Annotated in this window: 19 protein-coding genes and 1 riboswitch; of the genes, 5 read left to right on the forward strand and 14 right to left on the reverse strand. The window is 69.0% G+C overall.

Annotated elements, in window-relative coordinates:
* Positions 1-24 precede the first annotated feature (24 nt).
* The 4 genes from AMK58_RS12795 to AMK58_RS12810 all read right to left on the reverse strand — a co-directional run bounded on the left by AMK58_RS12795 (position 25) and on the right by AMK58_RS12810 (position 4,720).
* Positions 25-1,842: a putative nucleotidyltransferase substrate binding domain-containing protein gene (locus AMK58_RS12795; protein WP_035669549.1), complete on the reverse strand. Its 1,818-nt coding sequence runs from the start codon at positions 1,840-1,842 to the stop codon at positions 25-27.
* A 117-nt stretch (positions 1,843-1,959) separates the two neighbouring features.
* Positions 1,960-3,672 carry a cation acetate symporter gene (locus tag AMK58_RS12800; RefSeq protein ID WP_035669546.1) on the reverse strand — a complete coding sequence of 571 codons (1,713 nt, stop codon included), beginning with the start codon at positions 3,670-3,672 and terminating at the stop codon, positions 1,960-1,962.
* Positions 3,672-3,974: a DUF485 domain-containing protein gene (locus AMK58_RS12805; protein WP_035669543.1), complete on the reverse strand. Its 303-nt coding sequence runs from the start codon at positions 3,972-3,974 to the stop codon at positions 3,672-3,674. The genes AMK58_RS12800 and AMK58_RS12805 overlap by 1 nt, the downstream gene beginning before the upstream one ends.
* A gap of 218 nt (positions 3,975-4,192) precedes the next feature.
* Complete coding sequence (locus AMK58_RS12810) at positions 4,193-4,720, reverse strand: DUF1178 family protein (RefSeq protein ID WP_059398957.1); 528 nt, start codon at positions 4,718-4,720, stop codon at positions 4,193-4,195.
* A 131-nt stretch (positions 4,721-4,851) separates the two neighbouring features.
* Here AMK58_RS12810 and AMK58_RS12815 point away from each other — a divergent pair, with 131 nt between their 5' ends.
* Both AMK58_RS12815 and AMK58_RS12820 read left to right on the forward strand, forming a co-directional pair.
* Positions 4,852-5,460, forward strand: a complete 609-nt coding sequence (locus AMK58_RS12815) for a class I SAM-dependent methyltransferase (protein WP_059398958.1) — start codon at positions 4,852-4,854, stop codon at positions 5,458-5,460.
* A 79-nt stretch (positions 5,461-5,539) separates the two neighbouring features.
* Positions 5,540-5,650, forward strand: a riboswitch (yybP-ykoY riboswitch).
* Positions 5,651-5,731: 81 nt separating this feature from the next.
* Complete coding sequence (locus AMK58_RS12820; protein WP_059398959.1) at positions 5,732-6,310, forward strand: manganese efflux pump MntP; 579 nt, start codon at positions 5,732-5,734, stop codon at positions 6,308-6,310.
* A 27-nt stretch (positions 6,311-6,337) separates the two neighbouring features.
* Here AMK58_RS12820 and AMK58_RS12825 read toward each other — a convergent pair whose 3' ends face one another.
* From AMK58_RS12825 to AMK58_RS12840, 4 genes are all read right to left on the reverse strand, one after another.
* Positions 6,338-7,174 carry a carbon-nitrogen hydrolase family protein gene (locus tag AMK58_RS12825; RefSeq protein WP_035669539.1) on the reverse strand — a complete coding sequence of 279 codons (837 nt, stop codon included), beginning with the start codon at positions 7,172-7,174 and terminating at the stop codon, positions 6,338-6,340.
* Positions 7,171-7,434 carry a glutaredoxin 3 gene (gene grxC, locus AMK58_RS12830; RefSeq protein ID WP_014239199.1) on the reverse strand — a complete coding sequence of 88 codons (264 nt, stop codon included), beginning with the start codon at positions 7,432-7,434 and terminating at the stop codon, positions 7,171-7,173. Before grxC ends, AMK58_RS12825 begins: the two co-directional genes overlap by 4 nt.
* Before the next feature lie 89 nt (positions 7,435-7,523).
* Positions 7,524-8,267 (reverse strand): ComF family protein, encoded by a 744-nt coding sequence (locus tag AMK58_RS12835; RefSeq protein WP_059398960.1) that lies wholly within the window; start codon positions 8,265-8,267, stop codon positions 7,524-7,526.
* Positions 8,268-8,280: 13 nt separating this feature from the next.
* On the reverse strand, positions 8,281-8,547 hold the full coding sequence (locus AMK58_RS12840) for a flagellar biosynthetic protein FliQ (protein ID WP_035669536.1): 267 nt from the start codon (positions 8,545-8,547) through the stop codon (positions 8,281-8,283).
* Positions 8,548-8,641: 94 nt separating this feature from the next.
* On the opposite strand from AMK58_RS12840, the gene AMK58_RS12845 reads away from it, so the two are divergent.
* A complete protein-coding gene (locus AMK58_RS12845) occupies positions 8,642-9,538 on the forward strand; it encodes a methyltransferase domain-containing protein (RefSeq protein ID WP_035669533.1) in 897 nt (298 codons plus the stop codon).
* An 18-nt stretch (positions 9,539-9,556) separates the two neighbouring features.
* Here the strand turns inward: AMK58_RS12845 and AMK58_RS12850 are convergent, their stop codons facing one another.
* From AMK58_RS12850 to AMK58_RS30870, 3 genes are all read right to left on the reverse strand, one after another.
* A complete protein-coding gene (locus AMK58_RS12850; protein WP_014239195.1) occupies positions 9,557-10,324 on the reverse strand; it encodes a sulfite exporter TauE/SafE family protein in 768 nt (255 codons plus the stop codon).
* A gap of 92 nt (positions 10,325-10,416) precedes the next feature.
* Positions 10,417-11,022, reverse strand: coding sequence for a hypothetical protein (locus AMK58_RS12855; RefSeq protein ID WP_059398961.1), 606 nt, complete (start codon positions 11,020-11,022; stop codon positions 10,417-10,419).
* An 83-nt stretch (positions 11,023-11,105) separates the two neighbouring features.
* Complete coding sequence (locus tag AMK58_RS30870; RefSeq protein WP_167555893.1) at positions 11,106-11,252, reverse strand: hypothetical protein; 147 nt, start codon at positions 11,250-11,252, stop codon at positions 11,106-11,108.
* 104 nt (positions 11,253-11,356) lie between these two features.
* Between AMK58_RS30870 and AMK58_RS12860 the strand changes: the two genes are divergently transcribed.
* Positions 11,357-11,920: an ankyrin repeat domain-containing protein gene (locus tag AMK58_RS12860; protein WP_035683447.1), complete on the forward strand. Its 564-nt coding sequence runs from the start codon at positions 11,357-11,359 to the stop codon at positions 11,918-11,920.
* Between the two features lie 7 nt (positions 11,921-11,927).
* Positions 11,928-12,935: a cobalamin biosynthesis protein gene (locus tag AMK58_RS12865; RefSeq protein ID WP_059398962.1), complete on the forward strand. Its 1,008-nt coding sequence runs from the start codon at positions 11,928-11,930 to the stop codon at positions 12,933-12,935.
* 296 nt (positions 12,936-13,231) lie between these two features.
* Here AMK58_RS12865 and AMK58_RS12870 read toward each other — a convergent pair whose 3' ends face one another.
* The 3 genes from AMK58_RS12870 to secA all read right to left on the reverse strand — a co-directional run bounded on the left by AMK58_RS12870 (position 13,232) and on the right by secA (position 18,377).
* A complete protein-coding gene (locus tag AMK58_RS12870; RefSeq protein WP_236778132.1) occupies positions 13,232-14,776 on the reverse strand; it encodes a DEAD/DEAH box helicase in 1,545 nt (514 codons plus the stop codon).
* A 253-nt stretch (positions 14,777-15,029) separates the two neighbouring features.
* Positions 15,030-15,476: a large conductance mechanosensitive channel protein MscL gene (mscL, locus tag AMK58_RS12875; protein WP_051140065.1), complete on the reverse strand. Its 447-nt coding sequence runs from the start codon at positions 15,474-15,476 to the stop codon at positions 15,030-15,032.
* Between the two features lie 150 nt (positions 15,477-15,626).
* Positions 15,627-18,377, reverse strand: coding sequence for a preprotein translocase subunit SecA (gene secA, locus AMK58_RS12880; RefSeq protein ID WP_035671002.1), 2,751 nt, complete (start codon positions 18,375-18,377; stop codon positions 15,627-15,629).
* Between the last annotated feature and the right edge of the window lie 90 nt (positions 18,378-18,467).

The raw sequence follows: 18,467 nt of genomic DNA on the forward strand, positions 1-18,467 counted from the left end.
CCTCCTCTCCCCGCTCGCGGCGGGTCAATGGTTCAGGTGGAAGTGGTAGGCGAGCAGTTCCTTGAACTTCTTCACCAGCGCCAGACAGTCCTTGAACTGGTCGCGGTCGAGCTTGCCCAGCGACTCCGTGCGGACGAGGTTGTCGGTCTGGGTGCCGGACACGCTGCCGTCCAGCCCGGCCTTCAGGCGCAGCGTGGACAGGAAGCTGAAGGCGTCGGCCAATTCGCCCGCCATGCCGCGGTCGAGAACACCCTGGTCGGCGAGCGCCCAGATGCGCTCGGTCGTGTTGGTTTCCGTCCTGTGCTTTTCCAGCGCCAGCGCGCGGACGCCGTGGACGATGGGGAAGATGCCGGCCTTCTTGATGTCCACCGCCTCGTTGCGGCGCCGCTCGAACAGGCCGCCGAACAGACCCGACGGCGTGTCGAAGGCGAGCGCCGGGCGGGCGAAGGCGGTGAAGAACATCTGGTTGTCCTGAAGCCGGCCAAGCAGATAGCCCTTCGCCTCGGCCAGCAGGGCGGCATCACCGGCCACCGCCGCCGCGTCGTAGAAGATGGCGAGGTTCATCTGCGCCGCTTCGTCGGGGCGGTGGATCCAGTGGAAGAGGGAATCCTTGTATTGCGCCAGCGGGCGCGTCCAGTCCGGGTTGGACACCATGATCCGCCCCGGGCAGGGCGGGTAGCCGAATTCGACCAGATGGCGGGTGAAGGCGTCGGTCACCTGCGGCAGCGACGGGCAGTCGTAGCCGTCGCGCAAAATCAGCCCGTTGTCCTGGTCGGTCTTCAGAAGCTGCTCGCCGCGCCCCTCGCTGCCCATCACGATCAGGCAGGAATTGGCCAGCAGGTCCGGGGGCGCCAGCAGTTCGAACAGGCGGCGGAAGATCTTGCGGTTCAGCTCGGTCACGAGGTCGGCGATGAAGGACACCTTGACGCCCGTGCCGTGCAGCGTGCGGATCAGCCCGACGATGTCCTGGCTGGCCCGACCCAGATCCTCCGGCGAGTCCGCGCGGTCGACCTTGAGCGCGATGACCTGGGAATGGTTGGACAGGACGGCCAGCAGGTCGGTCTGCTCCAGCAGGCCCGCGATCTCGCCCTGCTCGGTGACGACCAGACGGCGCACCGAATGCTTGGTCATCAGGATCAGCGCGTTGAACAGCAGATCGTCACGGTCCAGCGCCAGCAGCTCGTAGCGGGCGAGCGGCCCGACCGGGCTGTCCACCGGGCGCCCCTCCAGCACCACGAGGTCGCGCAGGTCGGTGCCGGTCAGGATGCCGACGCGCCCACCATCCTTCAGATTGCCCTCGCGGACCAGCACGCTGCTCGCCTGGTTGCGCTTCATCGCCGCCGCCGCGTCGCGCAGGGACGCCCCGGCCTCGACGAAGACCGGCGGGTGCAGATAGGCCTGCCGGATGCGCGCCATGGTCAACGCGGCGGTTTCGCGGTTCGCGCGCTCGTTGGCCAGCGCGCTCAGCCGGTCGGCGAAGCCCTGCTGGATCACCGCGCCGAACGCGGCGTTCTCGTGGGCGAGTTCAAGGAGGACTTGGCGGGGAACCAGATCGCACAGCGTGTCCTCCGCCGCGACGAAGCTGCGCGCCCGGCCGTCGGAGAACAGAGCCTGGAGGTCGAAGCTGTCGTGTGCGCCGTGCACCGCCACCACCTCGCCGCCCTGGCGTTCGTGGACCAGCCCCTGCCGCACCACGAACAGGCAGTCCGCCGGCTCGTCCCGGCTCAGGATCACGCCATCCCGGACATAGACCCCGAGGTCGAGCGCCGCGGCGAGCCGCTGCCGCTGATCCAGGGTCAGGCGATCGAAGGGGGAGACGGAGAAATCGAAAGCGTCGGACAAAATCCGCTCCACGAACCGGCGGGTGAATAAAAAAGGCGCCCCAAGACCACTGTCTTGAGGCGCCTTGAAGATTACACCAGCCCCTTCATCTGCGGAAGGCGGGTGCGACCATTCGCATTAGTGAGCAGAGGCCCCTTCGGCGCCCAGGCCGGTCTGCGACCGGATGTACTGCGCCTTGTAAGCCTCGCGCTCGTCCTGCGCGGCCTTGCTGTTGTCGGTGATCGAGAAGAACCAGATCGCCAGGAACGACAGCGGGATGGTGAAGATGCCCGGGTTGTCGTACGGGAAGATGGCGGTCGGGTTGCCCAGCACCGACTTCCACACGGTCGGCCCCATGATCAGCAGGCTGACCGACGAGACCAGACCGATCCAGCCGCCGAGAACGGCGCCGCGGGTGGTCATCCGGCCCCAGAACATCGACATCAGCAGAACGGGGAAGTTCGCCGAGGCCGCGATCACGAAGGCGAGGCCGACCATGAAGGCCACGTTCTGGTTCTCGAAGGCGATGCCGAGGAAGATCGAGACGATGCCGATGACCACCGTGGTGATCTTCGACACGCGGATCTCGTCATGCTCCGACGCACGGCCCCTGGCGATCACCGAGGCGTACAGATCGTGCGACACGGCCGAGGCGCCGGCCAGCGTCAGACCCGCGACCACCGCGAGGATGGTGGCGAAGGCCACCGCCGAGATGAAGCCGAAGAACAGGTCGCCGCCCACCGCGTGCGCGGTGTGGATGGCCGCCATGTTCGAGCCGCCGATGATGGTCGACGGGTTGGCCAGCGCGCCAGCCGCGGGGGCCGCGGTCAGGAACGGATAGGCGCCGGTGGCGTCCGGGGCCAGCAGCAGCACGATGGCGCCGAAGCCGATGATGAAGGTCAGGATGTAGAAGTAGCCGATGAAGCCGGTCGCGAAGAACACCGACTTGCGGGCTTCCTTGGCGTCCGACACCGTGAAGAAGCGCATCAGGATGTGCGGCAGGCCGGCGGTGCCGAACATCAGCGCCATGCCCAGCGAGATTGCCGAGATCGGGTCGGAGATGAGGGCGCCCGGCGCCATGATGGCGGTCGCCTTCGGGTGGACCTGCACGGCTGTGGCGAACATCGCCTCGGGGCTGAAGCCGAACTTGGCGAGCACCGCGAAGGCCATGAAGGACGCGCCCGACAGCAGCAGCACCGCCTTGATGATCTGCACCCAGGTGGTGGCGAGCATGCCGCCGAAGGTCACGTAGGCGATCATGAGAACGCCGACGATCACCACCGCCCACATGTAGTCGAGGCCGAACAGCAGCTGGATCAGCTTGCCGGCGCCGACCATCTGGGCGATCAGGTAGAAGGTCACCGTGGCGAGCGAGCCGCAGGCGGCCATCGTGCGCATCGGGGTCTGCTGGAAGCGGTAGGAGGCGACGTCGGCGAAGGTGTACTTGCCGAGGTTGCGCAGCCGCTCGGCGACCAGGAACAGGATGATCGGCCAGCCGACCAGCCAACCCACCGAGAAGATCAGGCCGTCGAAGCCGGAGGTGTAGACGAGACCGGCGATGCCGAGGAAGGACGCCGCCGACATGTAGTCGCCGGCGATGGCGAGGCCGTTCTGGAAGCCGGTGATGCCGCCGCCGGCGGCGTAGAAGTCCTTCGCCGACTTCGTGCGGCGCGCCGCCCAGTAGGTGATGCCGAGCGTGGCCAGCACGAAGATCAGGAACATGACGATCGCCGAGAAGTTCGTCGCCTGCTTCTGAACCGCGCCTTCGACCGCCGCCGCGTGCACCGACGCGGGGATGAGCGCGCCGGCCGCGACGGCCGCAGCGCCCACACGATTGACCAGCGAACGCATCACTTCGACTCCTCCATGATCTGCCGGTTCAGCTCATCGAACTCGCCGTTCGCCCGGTGCACGTAGATGCCGGTCAGGATGAAGGCCGAGACGATGGTGAAGAGGCCGACGGGGATACCCCAGGTGGTCACGCCATTGCCGATCGGGGTACCCAGGAACCCCTTGCCGAAGGCGACCAGCAGGATGAAGCCGAAGTAGATGACGAGCATGGCGATCGAAAGCGTCCACGCGAATGCGCTACGCTTCTGCACCAGCTCCTGAAACTTGGGATTCGCGAGAATCCTTTGAGCGTTTTCTTTCATAGTGCGTCCCCTCGCGAGTGCCGAGCGATTTTTGCAAGGTCATATTAGACACTCGGGCCATATGGTCTTTGTAACGAACTATCCCGTCAACAACTTTGATGCAGGCCAGCCGCTAAAAAGCGGCTTGACGCAGCCCGCAGCCGTTGTTCCGAGGGGGCATTCACAAACCCATGGCAGCGAAAGGGCAACGGGTGTACGAAATATTGTGAGGCTTGGGCTTAGGAATTGGTGCGCGGAAGCCAAGGTATGCGACCAAAGGTCACACCTTCCTCCTTCAACTCTTCCGCTTCCTTGTCGGTGGCCTCGCCATAGATTCCACGCGGGTCGGTTTCGCCATAATGGATGCGCCGGGCCTCCTCGGCGAAGCGATCCCCGACGTAATCGCAGTTCGCTTCAACCGTGCGGCGAACTTCTGTCAATTGGCGCATAACCTCAGCCGCGAACCGCTCGCGCAGTTCCGCCGGCATGGGCGGCGTCGCCGGTGCCGGGGGAGCGGCCGGAGCCCCGCCGCCGCCGCTCGCCACCTCGGGCGCCGCCTCCGATGCGCCGCCGTCCCGGGGGGCTTCCTCCCTGGAGCGCCCGCCTTTGGCAATGCGCGGGGCCATCGGGGCCTTGGTGATGTGCGTGTCGCCGCAGACCGGGCAGGCGATGGCCTTGGCGGCGGCCTGCGTCTCGTAGGCGTCGCCGTTGCGGAACCAGGCTTCGAACCGGTGGTCGGCCGTGCATTTCAGAACGAAGAGGATCATGTCCCCGTCGGATGCTCCAAGGTGGGAAGAAAGGGTGGTCATGGTGTACGGTCGCTGACCGGCCGCCAGTTCAGCACGACGTCGGCGTCGCGGTCAAACACGCGTCATGAAAGAGCGGGAGCGTCCATCCCTTGTCCACGCCGCCGTCCACCTCCGGGTCGCCCCATGCCGCGATCAGTCCCCCCTCCCCTTGGGTCGTGCGCTTCGCGCCTCTGGTGCGGTCGGGTGGCCCGGTCCTCGACCTCGCCTGCGGGTCGGGGCGGCATCTGCGGCTGTTCCAGGCGCGCAACCACCCGGTGGTCGGGCTGGACCGCGAGCTGCGCGGCGTGGCCGACCTGTCCGGGACGGCGGGGGTGGAGTTGGTGGAGGCCGATCTGGAGAGCGGAGCGCCGGTGCCGCTGCTGCGCGACCGCCGCTTCGCCGCGATCGTGGTGACCAACTACCTGCACCGCCCGCTGGTCCCGGCCATCCTCGACGCGCTGGAACCGGGCGGCCTTCTCCTTTATGAGACCTTCGCCCTGGGCAACGCCCGCTTCGGCCGCCCCGCCTCCCCTGCCTTCCTGCTGCGCAGCGGCGAGCTTCTGGAACTGGCGCGCGGGCGTCTCCAGGTCGTCGCCTACGAGCATGGCGAGGTCGCCTCGCCCAAGGCCGCCGTGATGCAGCGGCTGTGCGCGGTCAGGGACCTGGAGGCCGGACACGGCCTGGACGGCGACCCGGAGCCCCACCCCCTGCCGGCCTGACGGCCGCTTCCCGCGAACATTACAAATCATTCAACATCTGTTCATATGAATTGACGCTTGGGGATGGGGTGGTTAGGGTCCGCCCGCGTTTTTGGGGAGTAACCGTCCTTCGCCACGCCGCGAAGGAGCCTGCGTCAACAGACTCGGTCCGGGCGACCGTGGCGCAGACGGCACCGGCGAGGCCGGGCTTGGTGAGACCAACGGCGCGACGTCCCGGAGGGCCATGGGACCGTCGCGCCGTCGGTCCGTCTTGGCCCGAAGGATTCCCGGTTTGACCGCAACCACCCTTCTGCTGCTCGGCTTCAGCCTGTCGGTGGACGCCTTTGCCGCCGCCATCGGCAAGGGCGCGGCGAGCGAGCGCGCGCGTCTGGTCGACGCGCTCCGCGTCGGCGCCTATTTCGGTTTCTTCGAAGCGATCACCCCGGCGCTGGGCTGGATGGTCGGCGTCGCCGTCAGCGCCTGGATCGCCAGCGTCGACCACTGGGTCGCCTTCGGCCTGCTCGCCCTGGTCGGCGGCAACATGATCCGCCAGGGCCTGAGGCCGGAGACCGCGCCGCAATCCGGGGAACAGCCGGCGCGCAAGAGCCAGCTCGGCCCGATGCAGCTCGTCCTCACCGCGCTGGCGACCAGCATCGACGCCAGCGCGGTCGGCGTCAGCCTCGCCGTCGTCGACGTGAACATCGTCCAGGCCTGCGTCGTCATCGGTCTGGTGACCGCGGTCATGGCGTTCGGCGGCGTGCTGATCGGGCGCAAGGCCGGCCCGCTGCTCGGCCGCAAGGCGGAGATTCTCGGCGGCCTCGCCCTGCTCGGCATCGGCACCAAGATCCTGGTCGAACACACGCTGTTCTGACCCCTTCCCGGTGCCGTCCGAACCGTATCAGAAGCCGACCCGCTCCAGCGTGAAGGTCCGGTCGTGGGTCAGGGCCGGCACCATGCGGCGGGCCTCCTCGACGCGGGCCATGTCCAATTCCGCCAGGACGAAGCCCACCGCCTCCTCGGCGTCGGCCAGCACCTCGCCCCAGGGCGCGACGATCAGGGAATGGCCGTAGGTCAGCCGTCCCTGGTCGTGGGTGCCGGTCTGGGCCGGGGCCAGGACGAAGCAGCCCGTCTCGATGGCGCGGGCGCGCAGCAGCGTATGCCAGTGCGCCCGCCCGGTCGGCACGGTGAAGGCGGCCGGCACCGTCAGGATCGACGCCCCCGCCTGGGCCAGCGCCCGGTAGAGATAGGCGAAGCGCAGGTCGTAGCAGACGGTCATCCCCACCCCGCCCCATGGGGTAGCCGCCAGGACCGCACGGTCACCGGGCCGGAAGGTCGCGGATTCGCGGTAGCTCTCCCCGCCCTTCAGGTCGACGTCGAACATGTGGAGCTTGTCGTAATGCGCGACGGCCCGCCCCTCGGCGTCGAACAGGTAGCTGCGGTTGGCCACCCGCCCGTCGTCGAGCAGGACGCCCAGCGTCCCGGCAAGCAGCCAGACCCCGGTTTCCCGCGCCAGATCGGCGAAGAAGGGGATCGCCGGATGCTCGTCCGCCGGCTTCACCCGCTCCAGCACCTTGGCGCGGCCCTGGACGATCATGCTGACATTCTCGGGCAGGGCGATGAAGTCCGCCCCGGCGTCGCGCGCCCGGCGGACCAGATCGCCCGCCGCCTGAAGGTTCGGAAGGATTTCCGTGCCCGCGTTGACCTGGATGCAGGCGGCCTTCAGGACGCCGCTCATCCCCCGATTCCCAGGATCGGGTCGAGCTTGCCGGCGCGGTCCAGCGCGTGGATGTCGTCGGAGCCGCCGTAGGGCTTGCCGTCGATGAAGACCTGCGGCACGGTCATGCGCCCCTCGGCCCGCTGCACCATCTCCTCGCGGCGGCCCGGCTGCATGTAGAGGTCGATCTCCTCGTACGCCACCCCCTTGCTGTCGAGCAGACGCTTGGCGCGCGAGCAGTAGGGGCAGAAGGGCGTGGTGTAGATGACGACGTCGGCCATGCGGAGGGCTCCTTGGCTGTTTTGAACGGTTATAAGATCAACCGCCGCACCACGCCACCCGTTACGTTTTCATGGCTCACACTCACGGCTCACGTCTTGACGACGCGCGCCAGGGTCAGCGCGTCCACCCGCTCCGCCCCGGCGCGCAGCAGCACCCGCGCGCATTCCGACAGGGTGGCCCCGGTGGTCAGCACGTCGTCGACCAGGACGATCCGTTTGCCGGCCACCCGCGGCTCCAGCCCCGGCCGGACCGCGAAGGCCCCCTTGACGTTCCGTCGCCGCCCCGAACGGTCGAGCCCGCCCTGCGACGGGGTGGACCGACGGCGGATCAGCATGTCGGGAATCACCGGGCGACCGGCCTGCCGGCCCGCCGCCTGGGCGAGCAGGGCCGCCTGGTTGTAGCGGCGTCGGAACAGCCGCAGGCGGTGCAGCGGCACCGGGGCCAGCAGGTCGGCGTCGGCCAACAGTTCGGCTCCGGCGCGGGCCATCCAGCCGCCGTAAGCCGCGGCGGCGTGGACGCGGTCGCCATGCTTGAAGCCGAGGACCAGCGGGCGGCTGCCGTCGTCGTAGGCCAGGACGGCGCGGGCGCGGGCGAAGACCGGCGGCTCGGCGATGCAGGCGCCGCACAGCGGCTCCCCCTCCAGCGCGAAGTCGAAGGGCGTGCCGCAACAGGCGCAGAGCGGTGGCGCGATGAAGGTCAGGCCGCTCCAGCACGGGGCGCAGAGGCCGCCCTGCCGATCCACCGAACCGCCGCAGCACAGGCAGCGCGGCGGCAGCAGCGTGTCGAGGGCACCCGCCAGGACCCTGGTCGCCAGCCGCTGCGCAAGGGTCATGGCGGCGCGCCCCTCAGTTCAGACCGGCGATGCGGTCGAAGATGACGAAGGTGTAGTCGCGCAACGCGATGTAGATGGCCGGCCCGGTGATGAACAGGATGGCCAGCGTCGCGAAGATCTTGAGGTCCTGCTGCAGCGTCGATTCGTTGATGTTGGTCGCCTGTTGGAAGATGGTCAGCAGCATGCCGAGCACCGTGGTGACGACGAGGACCGGGGTGGTGATCTTGATGATGACGATCAGCGCCTCATAGGTGGCGCCGATGGCTTCCTCGATGCCCATGGCCAAGCTCCAGCGACGTTCGGCGCCGACCATAGCATGATGGCGCCCTTTCGCCGATGGTTGTAGCCCGCCGGGGCTGGGCTATATTGCGGGCATGACCACGCCCGACAGCATGACCGTCTTCGACCGCGCGCTCGTCCGCCGCCGCCGCGACCGCGCCGTCCCCGCCTTCGCCGAACACGCCTTCCTGTTCGAAGAGGTGGCCGAACGCCTCGTCGACCGGCTGGAGGATGTGGCCCGGCCCTTTCCCACCGTGCTCGACCTCGGCGCCCATGATGGGGTGATGGGGCGGACGCTGCGCGGGCGCAAGGGCGTCGAGACGCTGGTCGCCTGCGACCTCGCCCCCGGCTTCGCCCGGCGGGCCGGTCCGCTGGCCGTCGCCGCCGACGAGGAGCTTCTGCCCTTCGTGCCGGAGACCTTCGACCTCGTGGTCAGCAACCTCAGCCTCCACTGGGTCAACGACCTGCCGGGCGCGCTGGTCCAGGTGCGGCAGGCGCTGAAGCCCGACGGCTTCTTCTGCGCGGCCATGCTGGGCGGGGAAACGCTGCTGGAGCTGCGCCGCTGCCTGTACGAGGCGGAGATGGAGGTGGCCGGCGGCGTGTCGCCCCGCGTGTCGCCCTTCGCGGAGATTCGCGACGTCGGCGGGCTGATGCAGCGCGCCGGCTTCGCCCTGCCGGTGGTGGACAGCGACGTCATCACCGTCACCTACAGCGACGCCTTCCGCCTGATGCGCGACCTGCGCGGCATGGGCGAGACCAACGCCGTCCTGGCCCGCCGCAAGGTGCCGGCCACCCGCGCCCTGCTGTTCGACGCCGCCCGCCGCTACGCCGAGCGCTACGCCGAGCCGGACGGGCGCATCGAGGCGACCTTCCAGATCCTTTACCTCGCCGGCTGGTCGCCGCACGAGAGCCAGCAACAGCCGCTCAAGCCCGGCTGCGGCGAGGTTCCGCTGGGCGAGGCGCTGAAGGGATCGGCGGAAAAGCTCCGGTAATCCGGAGCGGGACGGCGTTCACCCGATCATCCGGATCGCCATCCAGCCGAGCACTCCGGCGTTCACCACCATGATGACCGGCGCCGCCCGCGCCACCGCGGAGCGCCAGGTGCGCCCCGCCAGATGCCCGGCGAGGCCGACCGCCAGCAGGCTCGGCAGCGTGCCCAGCGCGAAGGCCGCCATGCCCAGCGCCCCGGTCAGCGCGCTGCCGCTGGCCGCGGCCACCGCCACGGCGCCATAGAGAAGGCCGCAGGGAATGAAGCCGAGCGCCAGCCCCAGCCCGTAGCCGCGCCAGCCCGTGGGGTTGCCGAACAGGGGGCGGGCCAGCCGGGACACCCGGTCGCCCCACCAGCGCTGCACCGCGCCGTCGAGCTTCGGCACCCAGGCGGTCAGCCCCTTCACCGCATAGCCGAGGAAGAACAGCGCCGCGAAGGCCAGAAGCGCCACCGACAGCCATTTCAAACCCGGCAGCGCCCCGACATGGCCGGCGACCGCCGCCGCCGCCGCGCCGATCAGCGTGTAGGTGGTGCCGCGCCCCAGATGGTAGGGCAGCACCGCCGCCCCGGCCAGCCGGTGGAACTCGCTCATGCGCGAGGCCGGGACCTGCTCCAGCCGGGCGGTGACCTGGGCCAGCACGAAGGGTCCGCACATGCCCGCGCAATGGGTCGATCCCCCGACCAGCCCCGCGGTCAGCAGCGCGACCAGCAGCCCGCCGTCGCGGTCGATCACGACGGCGCACTGGTTGAGGCCGGCGTCGAGAAGCGTCAGGGCCGAGTGGGCGTCCAAGGCGGACCTCCGGTTGGAAGACCGCCCGTGTATAGGGGAAGCCCGCCGCGAAGGCCATGACCTGAGTCAACAGGCTCCGGACGCCGCCCCGCTCACCCCTCGGAACCGGACTGCGGCACCTCGTGCACCTCCACAGGCTGGGCGGCGTGGCGGTTCATGATCTCCAGCGCCTGCTGCTCGCGCCCGGCGTCGGCCAGATTGACCCACAGCAGGATGCCGCCCTTGTCGAGGTGCTGGAGCATCGGCTCGTTGCGCTTGTCGGTCAGCCAGTTCGACATGACCGAGCCCATGGCGCCGCCGCCCACCCCCGCCGCCGCCGCCGCGGCCGCCGCGGCCAGGGCCGTGCCGCCGGTCGCCAGGACGGCCCCGGTCGCCAAAATCGCCCCGACATAGGCGGGGAACCCGACCGCCACGCCCTTCACGCTGCCGACATCCTCCGGCGAGACGTAGGACTGGCGCGGCGCGTCGGGGTCGTGGGCGAGGTCCTCCGCCCGCTGCGGCACATGGCCGAGATGGTCGCGGATGGTCTCATCGTTGGCGAGCACGCTCAGCTCATGGCGCTGGAAGCCGGCCAGGGTCAGCTCGTCGACGACCTTCTGCAGGGCGTCGCGGCTGGCGAAGATGCCCACGGCCTCGCGCACGGCGCCGCGCAGATGGCTGCCGGAGCGGTTCGCGTTCACATCGTTCTCGAAGGTCATGGCGGTCTTCCCCTGTTGCGCTTCCCGGTTGAGCTTCAACCATGGGCGCGGAGCGGAGGTTCCCGCCGGGACACCGGGCGGCGTCAGGGCGTTCCCGCGGCGGCGGGCGGGGTCACCACGCCGCGCGGCTCCGGCATGGTGCCGAGGAACCACCACAGGCCCAGCGCGATCAGCGCGGCCTTCACCGCCAGGAACAGGGCGATGTGGCGGGCGAGCGGGTTGCGGACCATGGGCGGCTCCATTGCAGCGGGTCTCCGTCGCCAAACCGGGCCAAACTGGATAGTATCCCCAGCCGAAAGACGGATCACACACGGATCGCACAAAAGGACGCGCCATGAAACGGTTGCTGATGCTCAGCCTGCTGGCCCTCGGCCTGACCGCCCCCATCGCCGCGCCGGCCCTGGCCCAGATCAACCTTCTGGAAGGCCCCTCCATGGTCAAGGCGGTGACGTCCAACGACGCCAGCGCGCTGCGGCTGCTGCTGCTGAAGGGCGAGAACCCGAATCAGGTCGACGCCAGCGGGCGTCCCGTCCTGCTGCTGGCCATCGGCAACGGCCATCCCGAGCTGGTGCGGCTGCTGCTGGACGGCGGGGCCAACCCCAACCGCGCCGACAAGGCCGGCAACACCCCGCTGCATTACGCGGTGGAGGCCGACACGCCGGAGGCGGTGGACCTTCTGCTGACCAAGGGCGCCAAGGTCGACCAGGACAACCGCCAGGGCATCACCCCGCTGATGACCGCGGCGCGCTTCGGCCGCGTCGATCTGGTGGAGCGGCTGCTGAAGGCCGGGGCACAGGCCGACCGCACCGATTTCACGGGCCGCACGACGCTGAGCTGGGCGCAGGACAGCCGCAATGCCCGCGTGGCGAACCTGCTGCGTCAGGCCGGAGCGCGCTGAGGCCGCGATGGGCGACGCCCTGCTCACCTCCGTCCTCGGCGCCGCCCCCCTGAACGGTCCGGGGCCGCTGTTCCTGCTGCTGCTGGCCCTGGCCATCGACGCCGCCGCCGGCGACTGGATCGGGCGCGTCCTGCCCGACCCGGCGGCGCTGGCGCAACGCGTCTGCGCCTGGGCCGACCGGCGGCTGAACCGGGTGGAGCGCGGCAAGACCGCCCGCCTGCTGCGCGGTGCGCTGGTCGTGCTGGCGCTCGTGCTGGCCGCCGTCGCCGTCGGGCTGATCGTCGAGCGGATCGGCGCGCAGAGCCGCGGCTGGCTGCTGGAGCTTGCGGTGATCCTCGCCGCCCTGCGCGGGCGCAGCGCCTGGGCGCGGGTGCGGGCGGTGCGCCGCGCCCTGGACAAGGGCGGCGTCGCCCCGGCGCGGGAGGCCGTCGCCCCCCTCACCCGCCGTCACGCCTTCAGCCTGGACGAGCACGGCATCGCCCGCGCCGCCATCGAGGCCGCCGCCAAGGGCTTCGCCCGCAAGCTGGTGGCGCCGGTCTTCGGCTACGCCCTGCTGGGCGTGCCCGGCCTGCTGGTCTGGGCGGTGGTGGACGGCGCCGACACCGCGCTGGGCCACGCCGGCGTGCGGCACGAGCGTTTCGGCCAGACCGCGGCGCGGCTGGACGACGCGCTGAACGCCATCCCGGCGCGGCTGGCCGCGCTTCTCCTGGCGCTGGCCGCGCCCTTCGCCGGGGCGAAGGCCGGCGGCGCCTTCCGCACAATGATGCGGGACGGCGCTAAGGCGGCCTCCCTCAACATGGGCTGGCCGACCGCCGCCATGGCCGGCGCGCTGGGTCTGGCGCTGGGCGGGCCGCACCGCGACGGCGGCGTGGTCATCACCGAGCCGTGGATCGGCGAGGGCCGCGCCCGCGCCACCGCCGCCGACATCGGGCGGGCGCTGGCGGTCTACGCCGTGGCCGGGTTGATCCTGGCTTTGCTGGTGGCGCTGCTGCTGTGGGGGATCGCGGGCCTGTAAAGCGCGGGTGTGGGGGACAAGACTTCACACGGATTACACGGACGATTTCACGGATTACACGGATTACACGGATTACACGGATTACACGGATTTTTGTTTATCCGCTTACCGCCACCACTGGTGATTCGCGCAAGAGAAACAGATTTCCAATATTTATTATTCAAAAAAATTCGTGAAACCCGTGCGTCGATCCGTGAAATCCGTGTGAAGTCTTGCCCGCCACACTTCGACCCGACCAAGAAAAAAGGCGCGGCCCCGAAGGACCGCGCCTTTTTCACGTCAGCGGCGAACCGCTGTTACCACTTGGACGCCCGGTGCGCCGGCTTGCCGCCCTGGGAGTCGCGGCGGGCGTGGCCGCCGTGCTCGTTGCGGGCATGGTCGCTGCGGCCATGCTCGTTGCGGTTCATCGGACGGCCCTGCGGACGGCCACCCGGGGCGCCGTTCGGCTTGCCGCCCTCGGCACCGCCGTTGGCGTTGCGCACCCACGGCTTCTTGTTGTAACCGCCGCCGTTGCCGCCACCCGGACGGCCACCCGGACGACCCGCCGGACGGCCACCGCCGCCGGTCTGGAACGGACGCTGCGGCTCCAGACCCGGAACGACATGGATGTCGAGACGGGTGCCGGTGTAGCGCTCGATCCGGAACAGGGCGTCGCGGTCGGCGCGGGCGGCGAAGGAAACCGCCACGCCCGAGGCGCCCGCACGGCCCGTGCGGCCGATGCGGTGGACATAGTCCTCCGCCGAGCGCGGCAGGTCGAAGTTGATGACGTGGGTGATGTCGCGCACGTCGATGCCGCGCGCCGCCACGTCGGTCGCCACCAGCAGGCGGACCTGGCCGGTGCGCAGGCGCTGGAGCGTGCGGTTGCGCTTGAACTGGTCCATGTCGCCGTGCAGGGCGGCGGCGGCGTGGCCGGCGTCGCTCAGTTCCTCGGCCAGCGCATCGGCGTCGCGCTTGGTGGCGGCGAAGATGATCGCCTTGCCGACCTCGGGCAGGTCCGCGAAATGCTTCAGCAGGCGGCGCTTGTGGTCCATGTCATCGGCATGGTGCAGGCGCTGCTCGACGTTCACCGCGGTGGTGGCGCTTTCCACGGCGACGCGCACCGGGTTGCGCAGCAGGTTGCCGGCGAGCTGGGCCATGCGGCGGTCCAGCGTGGCGGTGAACAGCAGCGTCTGGCGGTTGTCCGGGCAGCACTTGGCGATGGTTTCCACATCGTCCAGGAAGCCCATGTCCAGCATGCGGTCCGCCTCGTCCAGGATCAGCACCTCGACGGCGCTGAGGTCGATGCGGTTGCGCGACACATGGTCGAGCAGGCGGCCCGGCGTGGCGACCATCACGTCCACGGCGCGCGACAGCAGGCGCAACTGGTCGCGGTAGGGCATGCCGCCGACGACGTCCACGATGTTGTACTTCATGAACTTGGCGTACTTGCGGGCGGCGTCGGTGACCTGCTTGGCCAGCTCGCGGGTCGGGGCGAGAACCAGCACGCGCGGAGCGGCCACGCCGAGGCGCGGCAGGTCGATGGTGCGGGTCAGCGCCGGCAGCATGAAGGCGGCGGTCTTACCCGTGCCCGTCTCGGCAGTCGCCAGAATGTCGCGGCCTTCCAGGGCCGGCGGAATCGCCTCGGCCTGGACCGGGGTCGGGGTGTTGTATTCGAACGCTTCCAGCGCCTTCACGACGAGCGGGTGGACGCCCAGCCCGGCGAAGGCGTTCGGGGTAACGGTGTCAGTCACGGTCGCGTCGGCGGCGGCAACCTCGGTGACGGCGGTCTCGACGACAGAAGTCTCGGCGACGGCGGTCTCGACAACGAGGGCGTCGGCGGCGGTCATTTCAATGGACGACAAGTAGGGTAACCTTTCCTCAGGACCAAGACGGCGCACGGCCGCCGCACCAGGATGGTGAGCGGTGGAACGCCGGCGTTTTCGCCGGGAGGAGGTCGGAAGAGGGAGAGGCGTCTGTCCGAAGCAACGGGCGACCGGGTCCCAAGGAAGGCCGTCCCGCAATATCAAAGCGCGTCTCGCTCAAGAGACGCGCGAGCCTCCAGCGATCAAGACGCCTTACATAATGGGTTGCGCTGCACAATCCAAGAAGATTCTTTCACGCCCCCGGTCGAGTCGTGTCCCCCGGGGCGGGTGCCTGCCGTGCGCGCAGCGCATCCCGGATCTCCTCCAGCAAAACCTCCTGGCGGGGCGGCGCCTTCGGCTTGGAATCCTGGAGGAAATGCAGGCGGTTGACCTGCCGCACGATGAGGAACAGCGCGCCCGCCACGATGAAGAAGTTGATGAGCGCGTTGATGAAGCGGCCGTAGTTGATGGTCGCCGCCCCCGCCGCCTCCGCCGCGGCGAGGCTCTCGTAATGGCCGCCGGACAGGTTGAGGAAGTAGTTGGAGAAGTCGATCCCGCCCATGATCCAGCCGATGGGCGGCATCAGCATGTCCCTGACCAGCGAATTGACGATGCCGGTGAAGGCCGCGCCGATGATGATGCCGACGGCCAGTTCCACGACGTTGCCGCGGCTGATGAAGGTCTTGAATTCCTGCAACATGGCTGCGCTCCCGCTTTTGATGGGAAGAACGCCACAGCCCAGCCGAAGTTTCCAGGGCCGCAAAAAGGAAAGGGGCCGGACCTTGCGGCCCGGCCCCGTCCGGAACATCCCCCTCCGGAATGTCCCCGGCGGCGTTCTTCGCGGCGGCGCTTAGCCGACCTTGCCGTGGCAGTGCTTGTACTTCTGGCCCGAGCCGCAGGGGCAGGGCGCGTTGCGCGGCGTGTTCGCCCAGGCGTTGGGGTCGGCCCCCGGCACCACCGAGGCGGCGGCCTCGCGACGGACCATCCCGGCGGGCAGCGGCGCATCGGCCGGCGGGTAGCCCTGGGCGGCCCCGGCTCCCGCTTCGGCCATCGCCAGCGCCGGGTCGTCGCGGCCCTCGTGCATCTCCTGCGGCGGACGGGCGTACAGCTCTTCCGGCTGCGGGGCGATGCGGATCTCGACATGCATCAGCACGGCGGTCACCTGCTCACGCAGGGTCGACAGCATGGTCTCGAACAGCTCGAAGGCTTCCCGCTTGTACTCGTTCAGCGGGTCCTTCTGGGCATAGGCGCGCAGGGAAATGCCCTGACGGAGATGATCGAGCTGGAGCAGGTGATCCTTCCATTCCTGGTCGAGGATCTGCAGCAGCAGGCTCTTCTCCACATGGCGCATCGTGTCGGCGCCATAAGTCTCCACCTTCTCCGCGTATTTGCGGTCGGCGGCCTCGCGGACGCGCTCCTCGATCTCCGGCTCGGCGATGCCCTCTTCCTTGGCCCAGTCGGCCACCGGCAGGTCCATGCCCAGGAGGCGGTTCACCTCCTCGTGCAGGCCGGCGATGTCCCAGGCCTCGGAGTAGGAGTTCGGCGGGATCGCCTTGTTGACCATGTTGGAAACGACCTGATGGCGCATCTCCAGGACGGTCTCGGCGATGTCCTCGGTGTCCATGATCTCGCGACGCTGCTCATAGACGACCTTGCGCTGGTCGTTCATGACGTTGTCGAACTTGAGCAGGTTCTTGCGGACCTCGAAATGGTGGGCCTCGACCTTGGTCTGGGCCTTCTCCAGCGCCTTGTTGATCCAGGGGTGGATGATCGCCTCCCCCTCCTTCAGGCCCAGGCGCTGGAGCATGCCGTCCATGCGCTCCGACCCGAAGATGCGCATCAGGTCGTCGTCCAGCGACAGGAAGAACTTGGAGGCGCCCGGATCGCCCTGGCGGCCCGAACGGCCGCGCAGCTGGTTGTCGATGCGGCGGCTCTCGTGCCGCTCCGTGCCGACGACGTAGAGACCGCCGGCCTGCTTGACCAGCTCGCGCGCCTCGGCCACCTCGGCCTCGATCTGCTTGATCTTGGCGTCGCGCTCCGGCCCGTCCGGCAGGTTGGCCAGCTCCATCTGGATGCGCATCTCGACGTTGCCGCCGAGCTGGATGTCGGTGCCGCGGCCGGCCATGTTGGTGGCGACCGTGACGGCGCCCGGACGGCCCGCCTGCGCGACGATGTAGGCTTCCTGCTCGTGGTGGCGGGCGTTCAGCACGTTGTGCGGAATGCTGCGCTTCTTCAGCAGCTCGGCGATCAGCTCCGACTTCTCGATGGAGGTGGTGCCGACCAGCACCGGCTGCTGGCGCTTGCGGGCGTCCTCGATCAGGTCGATGATCGCGTCGTATTTCTCCGACGCCTTGCGGTAGACCTCGTCGTCCATGTCCTTGCGCTGGACCGGCACGTTGGTCGGCATGTCAACGACCTCAAGGCCGTAGATCTCCGCGAACTCCGCCGCCTCGGTCATCGCCGTGCCGGTCATGCCGGCCAGCTTCGGGTAGATGCGGAAATAGTTCTGGAAGGTGATGGAGGCGAGCGTCTGGTTCTCGCGCTGGATCGTCACCTTCTCCTTGGCCTCCAGCGCCTGATGCAGGCCCTCCGAATAGCGGCGGCCCTCCATCATGCGGCCGGTGAACTCGTCGATGATGATGACCTTGTCGTCCTTGACGATGTAGTCCTTGTCGCGCTGGAACAGCGTGTAGGCGCGCAACGCCTGCTGGGAATGGTGGACCAGCGCCACGTTCTGGATGTCGTACAGCCCGCCCGCCTTCAGCAGCCCGGCCTCGGCCAGAAGCTGCTCCATATGCTCCTGCCCGGCCTCGGACAGGCTGACCGTGCGGTTCTTCTCGTCCAACTCGTAGTCGTCCCGCGTCAGCTGCGGGATCAGGCGGTCGACCTGCACATACATTTCCGACGAGTCGGTGGACGGGCCGGAGATGATCAGCGGGGTGCGCGCCTCGTCGATCAGGATCGAGTCGACCTCGTCCACGATGGCGAAGTTGAAGGGCCGCTGGACCATGTCCTCCAGCCGGAACTTCATGTTGTCGCGCAGATAGTCGAAGCCGAATTCGTTGTTCGTGCCGTAGGTGATGTCGGCGGCGTAGGCGGCGCGGCGCTCCTCGTCGTCCAGCCCGTGCACGATGCAGCCGGTGGTCAGGCCGAGGAAGCCGTAGATGCGGCCCATCCAGGCGCTGTCGCGCGAGGCCAGATAGTCGTTCACGGTGACGACGTGGACGCCCTTGCCCTCCAGCGCGTTCAGATAGACGGCCAGCGTGGCGACCAGCGTCTTGCCCTCGCCGGTGCGCATCTCGGTGATCTTGCCCTGGTGCAGGACCATGCCGCCCATGAGCTGCACGTCGTAGTGCCGCTGCCCCAGCACGCGCTTGCCCGCCTCGCGCACGGTGGCGAAGGCGTCGGGCAGGATGGCGTCGAGCGTCTCGCCCTGCGACAGCCGGCCGCGCAGCCAATCGGTGCGGGCGCGCAGCGCGTCGTCGGAGAGCGCCGCCAACTCGGGCTCCAGCGCGTTGATCTGCTGGACGGATTTTTGCAGCGCCTTGACGGTGCGCGTGTTGGCGGTGCCGAAAATCTTGCGGGCGAGAGCACCGAACATGAAAACCTCGGGGGTGGAACGTCGTGAAGCCGGCTTTTTGACCGGTCTCACATAGGCCCGAAGCAAGTTTCTGTCAACGAGACCCGCCCC

The sequence above is a fragment of the Azospirillum brasilense genome, assembly GCF_001315015.1.
Classification (GTDB): Bacteria; Pseudomonadota; Alphaproteobacteria; order Azospirillales; family Azospirillaceae; genus Azospirillum; species Azospirillum brasilense.

What these genes read in the sequence shown, in the direction of transcription:
- AMK58_RS12800 (WP_035669546.1), bottom strand. Translation starts at nt 3,672, where the DNA reads ATGCGTTCGCTGGTCAATCGTGTGGGCGCTGCGGCCGTCGCGGCCGGC.
- AMK58_RS12805 (WP_035669543.1), bottom strand. Translation starts at nt 3,974, where the DNA reads ATGAAAGAAAACGCTCAAAGGATTCTCGCGAATCCCAAGTTTCAGGAG.
- AMK58_RS12810 (WP_059398957.1), bottom strand. Translation starts at nt 4,720, where the DNA reads ATGATCCTCTTCGTTCTGAAATGCACGGCCGACCACCGGTTCGAAGCC.
- AMK58_RS12825 (WP_035669539.1), bottom strand. Translation starts at nt 7,174, where the DNA reads ATGAGCGGCGTCCTGAAGGCCGCCTGCATCCAGGTCAACGCGGGCACG.
- grxC (WP_014239199.1), bottom strand. Translation starts at nt 7,434, where the DNA reads ATGGCCGACGTCGTCATCTACACCACGCCCTTCTGCCCCTACTGCTCG.
- AMK58_RS12835 (WP_059398960.1), bottom strand. Translation starts at nt 8,267, where the DNA reads ATGACCCTTGCGCAGCGGCTGGCGACCAGGGTCCTGGCGGGTGCCCTC.
- AMK58_RS12840 (WP_035669536.1), bottom strand. Translation starts at nt 8,547, where the DNA reads ATGGGCATCGAGGAAGCCATCGGCGCCACCTATGAGGCGCTGATCGTC.
- AMK58_RS12845 (WP_035669533.1), top strand. Translation starts at nt 8,642, where the DNA reads ATGACCACGCCCGACAGCATGACCGTCTTCGACCGCGCGCTCGTCCGC.
- AMK58_RS12855 (WP_059398961.1), bottom strand. Translation starts at nt 11,022, where the DNA reads ATGACCTTCGAGAACGATGTGAACGCGAACCGCTCCGGCAGCCATCTG.
- AMK58_RS30870 (WP_167555893.1), bottom strand. Translation starts at nt 11,252, where the DNA reads ATGGTCCGCAACCCGCTCGCCCGCCACATCGCCCTGTTCCTGGCGGTG.
- AMK58_RS12860 (WP_035683447.1), top strand. Translation starts at nt 11,357, where the DNA reads ATGAAACGGTTGCTGATGCTCAGCCTGCTGGCCCTCGGCCTGACCGCC.
- AMK58_RS12865 (WP_059398962.1), top strand. Translation starts at nt 11,928, where the DNA reads ATGGGCGACGCCCTGCTCACCTCCGTCCTCGGCGCCGCCCCCCTGAAC.
- mscL (WP_051140065.1), bottom strand. Translation starts at nt 15,476, where the DNA reads ATGTTGCAGGAATTCAAGACCTTCATCAGCCGCGGCAACGTCGTGGAA.
- secA (WP_035671002.1), bottom strand. Translation starts at nt 18,377, where the DNA reads ATGTTCGGTGCTCTCGCCCGCAAGATTTTCGGCACCGCCAACACGCGC.